Raw genomic sequence first — 15161 nt, 5'->3', positions numbered from 1 at the left:
GCCGGCTTACGCCGGTTTTTTTTCGTCTGTACTCTGACGGGGAAAGAGTCCGCTGAAGTCAGCGTGACAGAGACGCTGCACCGCCGGATGCTGAATCATCCGCTCGGCGAAGAGTATATGGTACTCCTCTGACACCGCATCGAGCCGGCCGACTTCATAACTCCCCTCCTGCTGATCCCTGTCCAGCGCTGCTGCTACAAAAACCGCCTTCTGACGCGCACCAAATGCGTTCATCAGAGCTGCATCATCAAACTCACCGAGAATCTCCACCTGCAGCCCCTGGGTTGTGATCCAGTTGAGGATTTTGCGCCCCAGCATCGAGCGGCGACCCGGAATCAGCAGGGGGCGCGTCTCAAGACAAGCCGGAAAAGAGAGATCGGTGATCGGCTGCGCGGACCAGAAACTGATCGGGCACTCCCCCAGCTTCACCGAAAACAGCCCTTCCTGCTGGGTGGGATCGATGGAGCAGTCAGAGATAATCATATCCAGCTTATGCTGACTGAGCTGTTCCAGCAGCATTTCGTGGGTCGACTCAAAACAGCGCAGGTGAATCTTCTCCTCTGCAACCACTGCGGTCTCCAGTACCTTACTGACCAGTTGCTTAGAGAGCGCATCTGCCACGCCAACATCCAGCAGCAGATGAGACTCTTTGCGGTAGTTAACGATATCCAGCATCTCCTGACCCAGCATAAACATGCGGTCAGCGTAGCGGAACACCAACTGTCCCAGTTCCGTCGGTACGAGACCCCGTCCCTGACGCCGGAACAGCTTGCCCTGCAGGCGCTCCTCCAGTGCCTTAATCTGCCCGGTAATGGTCTGTGGCGTCAGGGAGAGTGCCTCTGCCGCCGCCGTAATCGATCCCGCACGGCAGGCGTGCCAGAAGTAGTAGAGATGATTGTAATTAATGTGCGCCATAGGATGCCCTACGCCGCACGCTGCTTAAGACGCCAGCCAAGGATCACATAGCCCAGCACCGCCGACAGAATCGAGCCTGACAGAATCCCCAGCTTCGCCAGCGTCATCAGTTCAGCACTGATGTCGCCGTAGGCCAGCGAGGCGATAAATATCGACATGGTGAAGCCAATACCGCACAGCACCCCCACCGCCGCAATATCTTTGATGTGAGTATTTTCCGGCAGTCTGGCTATGCCGGTTTTATCTGCCAGCCAGCAGAACAGCGTAATGCCCAGTGGCTTACCGATCAGCAGACCGGCCATGATGCCCAGCGGCAGCAGCGAGAAGAGGCTACCGAACGAGACACCCGTCAGCGACACACCCGCATTAGCAAAGGCAAACAGGGGCAGGATCACCCAGCGCACCCAGGGATGCAGCGCATGCTCAAGATGAATCGCCGGAGAGTGTCCCTCTTTCTTCGCCAGCGGAATCAGGAAGCCGACCACGACACCCGCCAGCGTCGCATGAACACCCGACTTCAGCACCGCCACCCATAGCACCAGCCCCACCAGCAGATAGAGACCGGTGTTGCGCACGTTGAGCAGGTTCATCAGCGCCAGCAGGGCAATGGCAGCGGCGGCAACGCCCAGCGAGGCCATCGAAAGGTGATGCGTGTAAAACAGCGCGATAATCACGATTGCCCCGAGATCGTCGATGATCGCCAGCGCCATCAGGAAGATTTTCAGAGCAGGCGGCACGCGGCTTCCCAGCAGCGCCAGGATGCCCAGCGCAAAGGCGATATCGGTGGCGGTCGGGATCGCCCAGCCGCTGCGGGTGGCGGCATCGGCACCGTTAAACAGCAGAAAAATGATCGCCGGGGCGATCATGCCACCCAGCGCCGCAATCAGCGGGAACAGCGCCTGTTCACGTTTAGCCAGCGCGCCCATCACCAGTTCGCGTTTGACCTCAAGTCCTACCATCAGGAAGAACAGCGCCATCAGCGCATCGTTAATCCACAGCAGCAGGTCTTTGCTGATATCGAGACTGCCAAAGCGAAACTCCACCGGAATGGCCAGCAAATCGCGATAGCCCTGCTGCGTCGCTCCGCTATTGGCCAGTACCATCGCCAGCGCAGCCGCAATAATCAGCACCACACCGCCGGTAGCGTCGCTTTCAACTATTTTTTTTAATCTGATATTCACACGCGTTGTCCTTAATCCAGAGATCAATCAAAGTCCCTAAGAGTAACGGTAATAACAGCTCGAAAAAAACAGTTTATTTAGCGGGGATTGTTCGGAAATAACGAAGCGTTGATCGCAGGTAAAAAAAAGCCAGCGGCAGGCGCTGGCTTTCAGCGTGGATGAACTTAACGGGTTAAGTCATCAAAGAATTTTTTCACGCCGTCGAAGAAGCTCTTTGAGCGCGGGCTGTTATGCTCGCCGCTCGGGCCGCCAAAACTCTCTTCCAGTTCACGCAACAGCGCTTTCTGTTTCTCATTCAGGCTGACCGGTGTTTCCACCACGACGCGACATAACAGGTCGCCGACCGCGCCGCCACGTACCGATTTGACGCCACGTCCGCGCATGCGGAACAGCTTGCCGGTCTGCGTTTCTGACGGCACTTTCAGCTTCACGCGACCATCCAGTGTCGGCACTTCAATCTCGCCGCCCAGCGCCGCCATCGCAAAGTTGATTGGCACTTCGCAGTAGAGATTGTTCTCTTCACGCTCGAAGATCGGGTGTTTCTTCACCGATACCTGAACGTAGAGATCGCCGGCTGGTGCGCCCTGCTCGCCCGCTTCGCCTTCGCCACTCAGACGAATACGATCGCCGGTGTCAACCCCAGCAGGGATTTTCACTGACAGCGTCTTCGACTTCTCAACGCGGCCATGGCCATGACAGGCGTTGCACGGATCTTTAATCACCGAGCCGCGACCATGACAGGTCGGACAGGCCTGCTGGACAGTGAAGAAGCCCTGGCGCATCTGCACCTGGCCTGCACCATGACAGGTTGAACAGGTTTGTGGCTGCGTTCCCGCTTTCGCGCCGCTGCCGTGGCAGACATCACACTCTTCCAGGGTTGGAATGCGGATCTCTTTGGTCACGCCGCGTACCGCTTCTTCCAGCGACAGCTCCATGTTGTAGCGTAAATCGGCGCCACGTGAGGCGCGCTGACGGCGTCCACCACCAAAGATGTCACCGAATACGTCGCCAAAGATATCGCTGAAGTCTGCACCGCCGCCACCAAAGCCGCCGCCGCCGAATCCACCGCCACCCATACCGCCCTGTTCAAAGGCTGCATGACCATACTGATCGTAGGCCGCACGCTTCTGCGCATCGGTCAGGATTTCGTACGCTTCCTTAACCTCTTTGAATTTAGCTTCGGCCTCTTTGTCACCGGGATTGCGGTCCGGGTGAAATTTCATTGCCAGGCGTTTGTAAGCCTTTTTGATTTCACGCTCGTCCGCGGATTTGGCGACGCCTAAAATCTCGTAGTAATCACTCTTCGCCATGTTTTTTTAGCCCTTAACATGATCGCACGGGCGTGGAGAGATCTCCTACGCCCGTGCTGGTTTCAACGGCTGTCAGGCCAACCGTCGCGCCCGGTCAGGGGCAATTATTTCTTGTTGTCTTTCACTTCTTCGAATTCAGCATCGACAACGTCATCATCTTTCTTCGCTGACGCGTCACCGGCATCCGCTGCACCCGCCTGAGACTGCTGTGCTGCTTCCATCAGTTTGCCGGACACTTCCATCAGCGCCTGCATTTTGGCGTCGATTTCCGCTTTGTCTTCGCCTTTCAGCGCAGTTTCCAGCGCGGCCAGTGCGGCTTCAATTGGCGCTTTGTCATCAGCTGACAGTTTGTCGCCTGCTTCATCCAGCTGCTTACGTGTGCTGTGGGCAATCTGGTCACCCTGGTTACGCGTCTGAACCAGCTCTTCGAACTTACGGTCAGATTCAGCGTTCGCTTCTGCATCACGCACCATTTTCTGGATCTCTTCATCGCTCAGACCTGAAGAGGCTTTGATGGTGATCTTCTGCTCTTTACCGCTGTTCTTATCCTTCGCCGACACGTGCAGGATACCATCCGCATCGATGTCGAAGGTCACTTCGATCTGCGGCATACCGCGTGGCGCATTCTGAATACCGTCGAGGTTGAACTGGCCCAGTGACTTGTTGTCATTGGCGCGCTTACGCTCACCCTGCAGCACATGAATGGTCACGGCTGACTGGTTATCTTCAGCCGTCGAGAAGACCTGGCTGTGCTTGGTTGGGATGGTGGTGTTCTTGCTGATCAGCGAAGTCATCACGCCACCCATGGTTTCGATACCCAGTGACAGCGGGGTAACGTCCAGCAGCAGCACGTCTTTCACGTCGCCACCCAGTACACCACCCTGAACCGCAGCACCAACGGCAACGGCTTCGTCCGGGTTCACGTCTTTACGCGGCTCTTTACCGAAGAATTCGGTCACTTTCGCCTGAACCAGTGGCATACGGGTCTGACCACCCACCAGGATAACGTCGTTGATGTCTGATACAGACAGGCCCGCATCCTGCAGCGCAACTTTCAGTGGCGCGATTGAGCGTGCAACCAGATCTTCAACCAGTGACTCCAGTTTAGAGCGGGTCACTTTGATGTTCAGGTGCTTAGGACCGGTCGCATCTGCCGTGATGTATGGCAGGTTAACATCGGTCTGCTGTGCAGAAGAAAGTTCGATTTTCGCTTTCTCTGCCGCTTCTTTCAGACGCTGCATTGCCAGTGGATCGTTGTGCAGATCGATGCCCTGGTCTTTCTTGAATTCAGCAACCAGATAGTTAATCAGGCGGCTGTCAAAGTCTTCACCACCCAGGTGGGTGTCACCGTTGGTCGCCAGAACTTCAAAGGTTTTTTCGCCGTCAACTTCGTCGATCTCGATGATTGAGATATCGAAGGTACCGCCACCCAGGTCATAAACCGCGATGGTGCGGTTGCCCTGGCCTTTGTCCAGACCGTATGCCAGTGCAGCAGCTGTCGGTTCGTTAATGATACGTTTGACTTCCAGACCCGCGATACGGCCGGCATCTTTGGTCGCCTGACGCTGCGCATCGTTGAAATAAGCCGGTACGGTGATGACCGCTTCGGTCACTGGCTCACCGAGGTAATCTTCGGCGGTCTTTTTCATTTTCTTCAGCACTTCAGCAGAGATCTGCGGTGGTGCCATTCTTTGGCCTTTCACTTCCAGCCAGGCGTCGCCGTTGTCAGCGCCGGTGATTTTGTACGGCATGATTTTAATATCACGCTGCACTTCTTCGTCCTGGAAACGACGACCAATCAGACGCTTGATTGCGAACAGGGTATTCTGCGGGTTAGTCACTGCCTGACGTTTAGCCGGTTGACCGACCAGAATTTCGCCATCCTGTGTATACGCAATAATTGAAGGCGTGGTGCGATCGCCCTCGGCATTTTCCAGCACGCGTGCTTTAGTGCCATCCATGATCGCAACACAAGAGTTGGTTGTACCCAGGTCAATACCAATAATCTTACCCATCTAAACATCTCCCACTTAAATTCGTTGCCAATTTGGGTTGTGAACCTGTTATGTGGGCGGGTTGTTTGCATTCAACCTGCCAGCACATGCTTTTTTTCCAACGTTCACAACGCTCGATGACAAGTAAATGGGGCCGCTTCGATGCGCATCAAGGGCTAAACCAAAAAAATTTTTCTACCTCTGGCCCTGCCGGGATCAAAGAACACGGTTAACCCACTGAATATGATGCGTCGCCTTACTCCTTTCTGTGAGCAGGCTGAAGTCCTTTTATTTCATTAACGATCAACTGACTGCCGAGGAACTATGGCAAATTCAACGCTGGCTAATCCTGCCCCGCTGGGCTTAATGGGATTTGGCATGACAACCATTTTGCTGAACCTGCACAACACGGGTCTGTTTGACATGGACGTGGCAATTTTAGCGATGGGGATTTTTTATGGCGGAATCGCGCAGGTGCTGGCCGGTCTGCTGGAATTTAAAAAGAACAACACTTTTGGGCTGACAGCCTTTACCTCTTACGGCATGTTCTGGTTAAGCTTTGTGGCGATTCTGCTGTTACCGCAGATGGGTCTGGCGAAAGCGCCTGATGAACGCTTCCTGGGTGCCTGGCTGGCACTGTGGGGCATCTTCACGCTGTTTATGTTTATCGGCACGCTGACAGGTGCGCGGATGCTGCAGTTTGTCTTTGGCTCGCTCACGCTGCTGTTTCTGCTGCTGGCCGTGGCTCACCTTATGCACCTGCCTTCGCTGGAGGTGTCTGCGGGCTGGGTCGGCATACTTTGTGGTGCCAGCGCCTGCTATCTGGCAATGGGTGAAGTGCTGAACGACACCTTTGGCCGCACTCTTCTGCCGATTGGCGCGAAATCGCTTTAAGCCTGCCTTTACGCCTGAAAAAGACGCGGAGCCTGTCTCCGCGTCCCCGCATTACAAAGAGTTTATTCCCTGCTGCAGGCCAGGCTCGTGGCTGACATCACGCCGCAGCCAGATCCCCGTCAACAATCCCACCAGCGCCAGCGCCATCACATACCAGCAGGGTGCCATCACTGAGACGTTCATCAGCAGCGACACAAAGATGGGTGTCAGCCCGCCGAAGATCGCGTAGGAGAGGTTGTAGGAAAACGAGAGGCCGGTAAAACGCACCTCTGCCGGGAAGGCGCGCACCATCACAAAGGGCACGACGCCGACAATACCGACGCTCAGGCCCGCCACGCCATAGAGCAGGAACAGCTGCTGCGGATAGAGAGCGGTCAGGTGATAGAACTGCCAGCTACAGATTGCCAGCAGCAGGCTGCCGACACATAAGGTACGACTGGCACCAACGCGATCGACAGCGAGTCCGGCAATAATGCAGCCGATGCAGAGCATCACGGTGGCGATACTGTTGGCCTGCAGGGTCAGCGCGGGCGCGATGCCCAGCTGCTTCTGCAGCCAGACCGGCGACATCAGGATCACGACCACGATGCAGGCGGAGAGCAGCCAGGTCAGCAGCATGGAAATCACAACCGACTTTTTATGCTCCGCCAGCACGGTCTTCAGCGGCAGGGTTTCAGCCAGCGCTTTACGCTGCTGCATCTCAACAAAGACCGGCGTCTCATGCAGCCAGCGCCGCAGGTACATTGCGATAAGACCAAACACGCCACCGAGGAAGAACGGAATACGCCAGCCGCCGTCATGAATCGCCTGCTGCGACATCGAGGTATTAATCAGTGTCGCCACCAGCGACCCCAGTAAAATGCCGATGGTCAGCCCGGCCGTCAGCGTGCCACAGGCGATGCCGATACGTTTGTAAGGCACGTGCTCAGCGACAAACACCCACGCACCCGGCACTTCGCCGCCAATCGCTGCGCCCTGCAGCATCCGCATCAACAGCATCAGCAGTGGCGCAGCAATGCCAATCGTCTGCCAGGTAGGCAGAGCGCCCATCATCAGGGTTGGCAGCGCCATCAGCAGAATACTCAGGCTGAACATCTTTTTGCGTCCGAGCTTGTCGCCAAAATGCGCCATCACGATGCCGCCCAGCGGGCGTGCCAGATAGCCTGCGGCAAAAATGGCAAACGTCTGCAGCTGACGCAGCCATTCCGGAATATCTGAAGGGAAAAAGAGTTCGCCAATTACGGTGGCGAAGAAGACAAAGATGATGAAGTCGTAAAATTCCAGCGCGCCGCCCAGCGCGGCCAGCGCCAGAGTTTTGTAATCCTTACCGGTCAGACGCTGCGTGTAAGTCGGATTCATAATAGTCCAGAGGCAAAAGAGACAAGGTTGTAAAGATACTCTTACTATATCGTCAATCTTTTGCCACACCAGCAGGGCTATAGCTTATGCCTGAAATGCGCAATATTTAGTTATTTATCTCACGTATCGCGCTTTTAGGGCGAAATGCTGCTACTACCTCAGAATGCGTCTCGACGTAAGGCCCTTCCAGAAGCTGTAAACAATAAGGTACAGAAGCAAAGATGCCGTGCACTTTTACGTTGCCCTGCTCATCCTTCAGCCCTTCCAGCGTCTCTTTGATCGACTTCGGCTGACCCGGCAGATTGAGGATAAGCGACTGTTTGCGGATCACCCCGACCTGACGCGACAGAATCGCGGTCGGCACGAACTGCAGGCTGATCTGACGCATCTGCTCACCAAAGCCGGGCATTTCCCGATCGGCCACGGCTAAGGTGGCATCGGGCGTGACATCGCGTCGGGCCGGACCGGTGCCGCCGGTGGTTAACACCAGATGGCAAAAGCGTTCATCGACCAGCTCGCAAATGGCGTGCTCAATCATCGGCTGCTCGTCGGGCACCAGCCGGGACTCAATCTCAAACGGGCTGCTGATTGCGCTGCCAAGCCAGCTCTCCAGCGCGGGGATCCCCTGATCCTGATAGATGCCGTTCGCGGCGCGATCGGAGACCGAGATCAGGCCAATGCGTAATGTATTCATGATGAGCTTCGCTGTGATTTACCGCGGTGCGGTGGAGTAAAAGGGGAATAGCAGAAAGGATAATATAAAGTGAAAGGGTCGGAAAAGAGAAAACCGTGGCAGCCTGCGCCGCCACGGTCAGCAGTTTACAGCAGTTCTGCCAGCATTTTCTCAAGTTTGCCCTGATCAACGGCAAAGTTGCGGATACCTTCTGCCAGCTTAGCTACCGCCATGGGATCCTGGTTGTGCTGCCACAGGAACTCAGACTCGGTCATGCGGGCCGGACGCGCTTTCACTTCGCCGCTGTAGCTCAGTTTACGCTCCAGGGTGCCTTCGCTCTCTGCCAGCTCTTTCAGCAGCGCAGGCGAAATGGTCAGACGGTCACAGCCGGCCAGCTCGATGATTTCGCCAACGTTACGGAAGCTCGCGCCCATCACCACGGTTTCATAGCCATGCTGCTTGTAGTAGTTGTAAATTTCAGAGACTGAAACCACGCCTGGATCTTCGTGCGCGGCATACTCTTTCTTGTCGGTGTTGGCTTTGTACCAGTCGAGGATACGGCCAACAAACGGAGAGATCAGGAACACGCCCGCTTCAGCACAGGCACGCGCCTGAGCAAAGGAGAACAGCAGGGTCAGGTTACAGTTGATACCCTCTTTTTCCAGCTGCTCTGCAGCACGGATGCCCTGCCAGGTAGAGGCCAGTTTGATCAGGATGCGGTCATTGCTGATACCGGCATCATTGTAGAGTTTGATCAGGCTGCGGGCTTTAGCGATGCTGCCTTCCGTGTCGTAAGAGAGACGCGCATCGACTTCAGTCGAGATACGGCCTGGGATCAGCTTCAGGATTTCCAGACCAATGTTTACGGCCAGCTTGTCAGAAACCAGCTGCAGTTGCTCTTCTTTGTTGCTGCTCTGCTCACGCGCCCAGCCGATCGCTTCATCGATCAGTTTACGGTATTCAGGAATTTGTGCGGCGTTAAGAATCAGAGAAGGGTTGGTGGTAGCGTCCTGCGGCTGATACAGCTTCATGGCTGCAATATCACCGGTGTCGGCGACGACGGTGGTGAGCTGACGCAGGGAGGTAAGTTTGTCCGTCATGTTCTTTTCTCTTAGTTAACTGTCAGTGTGAAAAAAGGCTGTTGGGATAATATCACGCGCCAACGGTCGCGCAAGGTCAGGGAATGCCGTTTACGATAGCGCGAACAAATAGGTGTGATTCGTCATTCTTTGCGGCTTTTTTGGTACACTGCAAAGCCTGATAAGCAGCCAATGCCCTGTTAAACCAGGCATTAACCGAGGAAGCAACAATGTTGATGGTGATCTCTCCTGCCAAGACGCTCGATTATGAAAGCCCGCTGGCGACCACGCGTTTCACCCAGCCTGCGCTGTTAGAAAAGTCACAACAGCTGATTGAGATTGCGCGCGAGCTGTCACCCGCCAGCATCGCCTCGTTAATGGGCATCAGCGACAAACTGGCACACCTCAATGCCGAACGATTTAACAGCTGGCACCCCGATTTTTCCCCGCAGAATGCCCGTCAGGCCATCCTGGCGTTCAAAGGCGATGTCTACACGGGCCTGCAGGCCGAAACCTTCAATGATGAGGATTTCAATTTTGCTCAGCAGCATCTGCGTATGCTGTCAGGCCTCTATGGCGTGCTGCGTCCGCTCGATCTCATGCAGCCTTACCGACTGGAGATGGGCATTCGTCTGGCCAATCCGGCGGGCAAAGATCTCTACACATTCTGGGGCGATGTTATCACTGAACGGCTGAATGCCGCGCTGGCGGAACAGGGTGATGAGGTACTGATTAACCTCGCCTCGGACGAATATTTCAGAGCAGTTAAGCCGAAGAAGCTGAAAGCACAAATGATTAAGCCGGTGTTCCTCGATGAGAAGAACGGCAGTTATAAAGTGATTAGCTTCTATGCCAAAAAGGCGCGTGGATTAATGAGCCGCTATGTGATTCAGCAGCGCCTGACAAAGCCGGAGCAGCTTAAAGCGTTTGATCTGGATGGCTATCGTTTTGATGCAGCCAGCAGCAGTGAGAGCGAGCTGGTCTTTAAGCGCGCGGAGCAGTAATACCCCGCGCGTAATGTCTCTCCGCGAATAGGCTTCCCGCCGCCGGGAAGCCATTTACAGAACTACTTCAGCAGGAAGGCCCGCAGTGTGGCGAAGTCCGCCGTCATCTCGTGCGACAGGAGCGGCAGATCAGCGCGCTCCGCTAACTCTGGTGGCAGTGTCAGAGTCTGTTCAAGGATCGCTTCCACGCTTTCGCGGAATTTCGCAGGGTGCGCGGTACCGAGGAACACACCATATTCCCCTTCCTGCAGCTGATCGCGCAGCAGACGCCAGGCGATGGCAGCATGCGGCTCGGAAACATAGCCAATCTGAGCCAGTTCACGCATGGCGGCGCGCGTGGTCTCATCAGAGACCGCACCACAGGCGAGATCGGTTAAGCGCCAGGTTTTACGGCGGAACAGCTCTTCCACACGCGGCCAGTTGTTCGGCTGGCTGACATCCATCGCATTCGACAGCGTAGAGACCGTCAGGTTAGGCTGCCATTCGCCGTTGCCAAGGAAGCGCGGCACCGTGTCATTGGCGTTGGTGGCGGCGATAAAGCGTTTGATCGGCAGGCCCAGCGATTTCGCCAGCAGACCGGCGGTCAAATCACCAAAGTTGCCGCTCGGCACGGATACCACCAGCTGATTACGTTTTTCCTGCGGCAGCTGCGCGACTGCTTCAAAGTAGTAGCAGATCTGCGCGAGCAGGCGGCTGATGTTGATAGAGTTTGCCGAGTTCAGACCAATCGTCTTTTTCAGCTCTTCATCATCAAACGCCTGTTTGACCAGCGACTGGCAGGCATCAAAATCGCCGTCGATAGCGATGGTTTCGATGTTACCGCCCAGGGTACAGAAGAGTTTCTCCTGCAACGGACTGATTTTGCCCTGCGGATAGAGGATCACCACGCGCACGTTCTTCATGCCGTAGAACGCGTGCGCCACGGCCGCGCCGGTATCACCGGAGGTGGCGGTCAGAATGGTGATCTGCTCATCTGAGCCTGAAACATACGACAGCATCTGCGCCATGAAACGGCCGCCGAAATCTTTAAACGCCAGCGTCGGACCGTGGAACAGCTCCAGACAGGCGATATCTTCGCTGACCTGTTTCACCGGGGCCGGAAAAGCAAAAGCGGCTTTAACACGCTCATGCAGCTGATGGGCCGGAATCTCGTCACCAATGAAAGCCGAGAGAATTTTGCTGCTGCGGCTGACAAAATCCATCTCCAGCATCGCGTCGATGTCGGTCAGTTCAAACTCCGGCAGTTCCAGCGGAAAGAACAGACCCTGCTGCGAACCCAGACCCTGTTTCACCGCCTGGGCGAAGCTGACCTGCTCGTTGTGATCCTTAAGATTGTAGAGTTTCATGCGTTATCCCAATTGTCGTGCGCCAGCCGTGTCGAGACGGCAGATATGGACGAAGCCTTCATCATTCTGCAGATAGTGCTGGCTCAGCCAGTCAGCCATCCGCTGTGCCGTTTCCATCTGATTGCAAACGGCGAAAAGTGTCGGACCAGAGCCGGAGATGCCGCACGCCAGTGCGCCAATCTCTTTCGCGGCCTGCCGCGCCTCGGCGAAACCTGGCAGCAGCCGGGTCCGATAAGGTTCGGCAATCACATCCTGCATAAGTTTAGCTGCCAGCTGCGGCTGACGCGTATGGCAGGCGTGAATGAAGCCGGCCAGCAGGCGGCCATGCTTAATGCAGTCTTCTTTACGGTACTGCGCCGGTAAAATGGCGCGTGCTTCTGCGGTCGACACTTTAATGCCCGGATAGGCCATTACCCACAGCCAGTCGTCAAAGCCTGGCACCGCCTGGCTGATGATGTCATTCTCCTGAAGCATCAGTTGAATGCCGCCGAGGAAGCAGGGAGCGACATTATCATAATGTACGCTGCCGGAGATTCGCCCTTCCAGCTCACCCATCAGCGTCAGTAGCGTGCTGTCGCTGAGAGGCTTGCCGCAAAACTCGTTCATCGCCATTAAACCGGCCACCACCGAGCAGGCGCTGGAACCCAGCCCGGAGCCAATGGGCATATTCTTCTCCAGCGTCATCGCCACCGGGATCGCTTTGCCAATCGCCTCGCAGAAACGCTGCCAGCACTGATAAACGATGTTCTCTTTGGGATCGGCGGGCAGCTTACTGACAAAACGTCCGGCGTTGGTCAGTGAAAACTGCTCTGCCGCTTCCACGGAGACGCAGTCACCCAGCAGGGAGCCATCTACCGGCGAAACCGCCGCGCCCAGCACATCGAAGCCGACGCTGACGTTACCAATCGAGGCCGGTGCGTAAATTTTTACCATGATTAAACTCCCAACTTCCATGACAGCGTACGCAGCAGGTCGGCAAAGACACCGGCCGCTGTAACATCATTTCCTGCACCGTATCCGCGCAGCACCAGCGGAATCGGCTGATAGTAGCGGCTGTAAAACGCCAGCGCGTTCTCACCGTTTTTCACTTTATAGAGCGGATCGTTGCCGTCAACGGCGTCGATCTTCACTTTGCAGACGCCGCCCTCTTCAATCACGCCCACGTAGCGCAGCACTTTGCCCTCACTCTGCGCCTGTGCAACGCGGTCAGCAAAGGCGTTATCCAGCTCAGGCAGACGCTGCATAAACTGCTCCACATCCTGAATTTCGACAAGGCTGGCGGGCAGCAGCGGCTCGATCTCAATATCACTCAGCTCAAGCTGATGACCCGCTTCACGCGCCAGAATAAGCAGCTTACGCGCCACATCGGTGCCGGCGAGATCGTCTCGCGGATCGGGTTCGGTAAAGCCCATTTCACGCGCCATGTTAGTGGCTTGCGACAGCGAGATCCCTTCGTCCAGCTTGCCGAAGATGAACGACAGCGATCCGGAAAGAATACCGGAGAAGCGCAGCAGTTCATCACCCGCGTTCATCAGGTTCTGCAGGTTCTCAATCACCGGCAGTCCGGCACCGACGTTGGTATCATAAAGGAATTTACGTCGTGAGTTGGCGGCGGCGGCGCGCATCTGCTGATAGTAATTCCAGGAGGAGGTATTCGCCTTTTTGTTCGGCGTTACCACATGGAAGCCTTCGCTGAGGAAATCCGCGTACTGATCGGCAACGGCCTGGCTGGAGGTACAATCCACAATGACCGGATTAAGCAGGTGATACTCTTTCACCAGACGGGTCAGGCGTCCGAGATTGAACGGCTCTTTCGCTTCGGCGAGTGCCGCCTGCCAGTTGCTTAAATCGATGCCGTGGACATTTGTTAACAGCGCATGCGAGTTCGCAATGCCGCAGACCCGCAGATCGATGTGCTTCTGCTTCAGCCACGCCTGCTGGCGATGTAACTGATCCAGCAGCGCACCGCCGACACCGCCGACACCGACCACAAACACTTCGATCACCTGATCGGTGGCGAACAGCATCTGATGCACCACACGCACGCCAGTGATTACTTCGTCATTATTTACCACCACCGAGATGGAGCGCTCAGAGGAGCCCTGTGCAATCGCCACGATATTGATATTGGCGCGTGCCAGCGCCGAGAAGAATTTCGCTGAGATGCCACGCAGCGTGCGCATGCCATCGCCCACCACCGAGATCACCGCCAGGTTTTCAATGATATCCAGCGGATCCAGCAGGCCATCTTTCAGCTCCAGGTAGAACTCTTCTTCCAGCACATGACGCGCCCGCGCCAGCTCGCTCTGCGGCACGCAGAAACTGATGCTGTATTCGGAAGAGGATTGAGTGATCAGCACCACAGAGATACCGGTGCGCGACATCGCCGCAAAGACTCTGGCCGCCATTCCAACCATCCCTTTCATGCCGGGGCCGGAGACGTTGACCATCGCCATATTATTCAGATTGGTGATGCCTTTTACCGGGCTCTCATCCTGTTCGCCTTCAGCACCAATCAGGGTGCCGGGCGCCTGCGGATTAGCGGTGTTTTTGATCAGGCAAGGGATCTGGAACTGGGCGATAGGCGCGATAGTGCGGGGATGCAGCACTTTGGCGCCGAAATAGGAGAGCTCCATCGCCTCCTGATACGACATTGACTTCAGCAGGCGTGCATCCGGCACCTGACGCGGATCGCAGGTATAGACGCCATCCACATCGGTCCAGATTTCGCAGCAGTCGGCACGCAGACAGGCGGCCAGCACGGCAGCTGAATAATCAGAGCCATTACGGCCCAGCACCACCAGCTCGCCGCGCTCGTTACCGGCGGTAAAGCCAGCCATCAGGATCATGTTCTGCGGCGGGATTTGACTCGCTTCAATACGGCGGGTTGATTCAGGGATGTCGACTGTCGATTCGAGGTAGTGGCCGACCGCCAGCAATTTCTCGACCGGATCAATCACGCTCACCTCATGACCGCGCGCCTGCAGCAGCGCTTCCATGATCGCAATCGAGAGTTTTTCACCACGACAGATAATCGCTGCGTTGACGCTGTCCGGGCACTGGCCCAGCAGGCTGATGCCGTGCAGTACCTGTTTTAGCTGAGCAAACTCCAGATCAACGCGGGTTTTCAGTCGATCGAACTCAAAGCCCGGCTGCGCGTCAGCGAGCCCCTGCAGCAGCTCGCTGAAGATGCGTTCGGCGTCGCTGATATTCGGTAAAGCGTCCTGACCACTGATGGTTTTTTCAATCATCGCCACCAGATGGTTAGTGATCTTCGCAGGTGCAGAGAGCACGGTTGCAACCTGTCCTTGTTGCGCATTGCTTTCCAGAATGTCAGCGACGCGAAGGAAACGCTCCGCATTCGCTACCGAGGTCCCGCCGAATTTCAGCACTCGCATAATATTAA

At 56.0% G+C, this 15161-nt stretch carries 12 protein-coding genes; 2 read left to right on the top strand and 10 right to left on the bottom strand.

The annotated features are described in order from the left end of the window. Positions 1 to 6 precede the first annotated feature (6 nt). The 4 genes from nhaR to dnaK all read right to left on the bottom strand — a co-directional run bounded on the left by nhaR (position 7) and on the right by dnaK (position 5421). A complete protein-coding gene (nhaR, locus tag N1689_RS13605; RefSeq protein ID WP_161731688.1) occupies positions 7 to 915 on the bottom strand; it encodes a transcriptional activator NhaR in 909 nt (302 codons plus the stop codon). An 8-nt stretch (positions 916 to 923) separates the two neighbouring features. Further along, complete coding sequence (gene nhaA / locus N1689_RS13600) at positions 924 to 2096, bottom strand: Na+/H+ antiporter NhaA (protein ID WP_260059154.1); 1173 nt, start codon at positions 2094 to 2096, stop codon at positions 924 to 926. A gap of 164 nt (positions 2097 to 2260) precedes the next feature. Beyond that, entirely contained in the window at positions 2261 to 3406 is a 1146-nt protein-coding gene (gene dnaJ / locus N1689_RS13595; protein ID WP_135910149.1) for a molecular chaperone DnaJ, read from the bottom strand. A gap of 104 nt (positions 3407 to 3510) precedes the next feature. Continuing rightward, positions 3511 to 5421: a molecular chaperone DnaK gene (gene dnaK, locus N1689_RS13590; protein WP_013356720.1), complete on the bottom strand. Its 1911-nt coding sequence runs from the start codon at positions 5419 to 5421 to the stop codon at positions 3511 to 3513. Positions 5422 to 5724: 303 nt separating this feature from the next. Between dnaK and satP the strand changes: the two genes are divergently transcribed. Next, on the top strand, positions 5725 to 6294 hold the full coding sequence (gene satP / locus N1689_RS13585; RefSeq protein ID WP_260059151.1) for an acetate uptake transporter: 570 nt from the start codon (positions 5725 to 5727) through the stop codon (positions 6292 to 6294). 51 nt (positions 6295 to 6345) lie between these two features. Here satP and N1689_RS13580 read toward each other — a convergent pair whose 3' ends face one another. From N1689_RS13580 to tal, 3 genes are all read right to left on the bottom strand, one after another. Then, entirely contained in the window at positions 6346 to 7653 is a 1308-nt protein-coding gene (locus N1689_RS13580; protein ID WP_222924587.1) for an MFS transporter, read from the bottom strand. 106 nt (positions 7654 to 7759) lie between these two features. After that, positions 7760 to 8347, bottom strand: a complete 588-nt coding sequence (mog, locus tag N1689_RS13575) for a molybdopterin adenylyltransferase (protein WP_161731695.1) — start codon at positions 8345 to 8347, stop codon at positions 7760 to 7762. Between the two features lie 125 nt (positions 8348 to 8472). Further along, positions 8473 to 9426, bottom strand: a complete 954-nt coding sequence (gene tal, locus N1689_RS13570) for a transaldolase (RefSeq protein WP_013356716.1) — start codon at positions 9424 to 9426, stop codon at positions 8473 to 8475. Between the two features lie 209 nt (positions 9427 to 9635). Between tal and yaaA the strand changes: the two genes are divergently transcribed. After that, positions 9636 to 10409, top strand: a complete 774-nt coding sequence (yaaA, locus tag N1689_RS13565) for a peroxide stress protein YaaA (RefSeq protein ID WP_260059148.1) — start codon at positions 9636 to 9638, stop codon at positions 10407 to 10409. A 62-nt stretch (positions 10410 to 10471) separates the two neighbouring features. On the opposite strand, the gene thrC is transcribed toward yaaA, so the two are convergent. Genes thrC through thrA form a run of 3 tightly spaced genes read right to left on the bottom strand, consistent with a single transcriptional unit; the run spans position 10472 to position 15153 of the window. Then, positions 10472 to 11755: a threonine synthase gene (thrC, locus tag N1689_RS13560; RefSeq protein ID WP_260059146.1), complete on the bottom strand. Its 1284-nt coding sequence runs from the start codon at positions 11753 to 11755 to the stop codon at positions 10472 to 10474. A gap of 3 nt (positions 11756 to 11758) precedes the next feature. Next, positions 11759 to 12688, bottom strand: coding sequence for a homoserine kinase (gene thrB, locus N1689_RS13555; RefSeq protein ID WP_161731700.1), 930 nt, complete (start codon positions 12686 to 12688; stop codon positions 11759 to 11761). Between the two features lie 2 nt (positions 12689 to 12690). Next, the gene (gene thrA / locus N1689_RS13550; RefSeq protein WP_161731702.1) at positions 12691 to 15153 is read right to left on the bottom strand and encodes a bifunctional aspartate kinase/homoserine dehydrogenase I; all 2463 of its coding nucleotides are present in this window, start codon (positions 15151 to 15153) and stop codon (positions 12691 to 12693) included. Positions 15154 to 15161: the final 8 nt, after the last annotated feature.

This window comes from Pantoea sp. XY16 (genome assembly GCF_025153065.1).
Lineage (GTDB): Bacteria > Pseudomonadota > Gammaproteobacteria > Enterobacterales > Enterobacteriaceae > Pantoea > Pantoea alfalfae.
The sequence above is the reverse complement of the archived record's forward strand: the minus strand, read 5'-3'. Positions and strand labels throughout refer to the sequence as shown.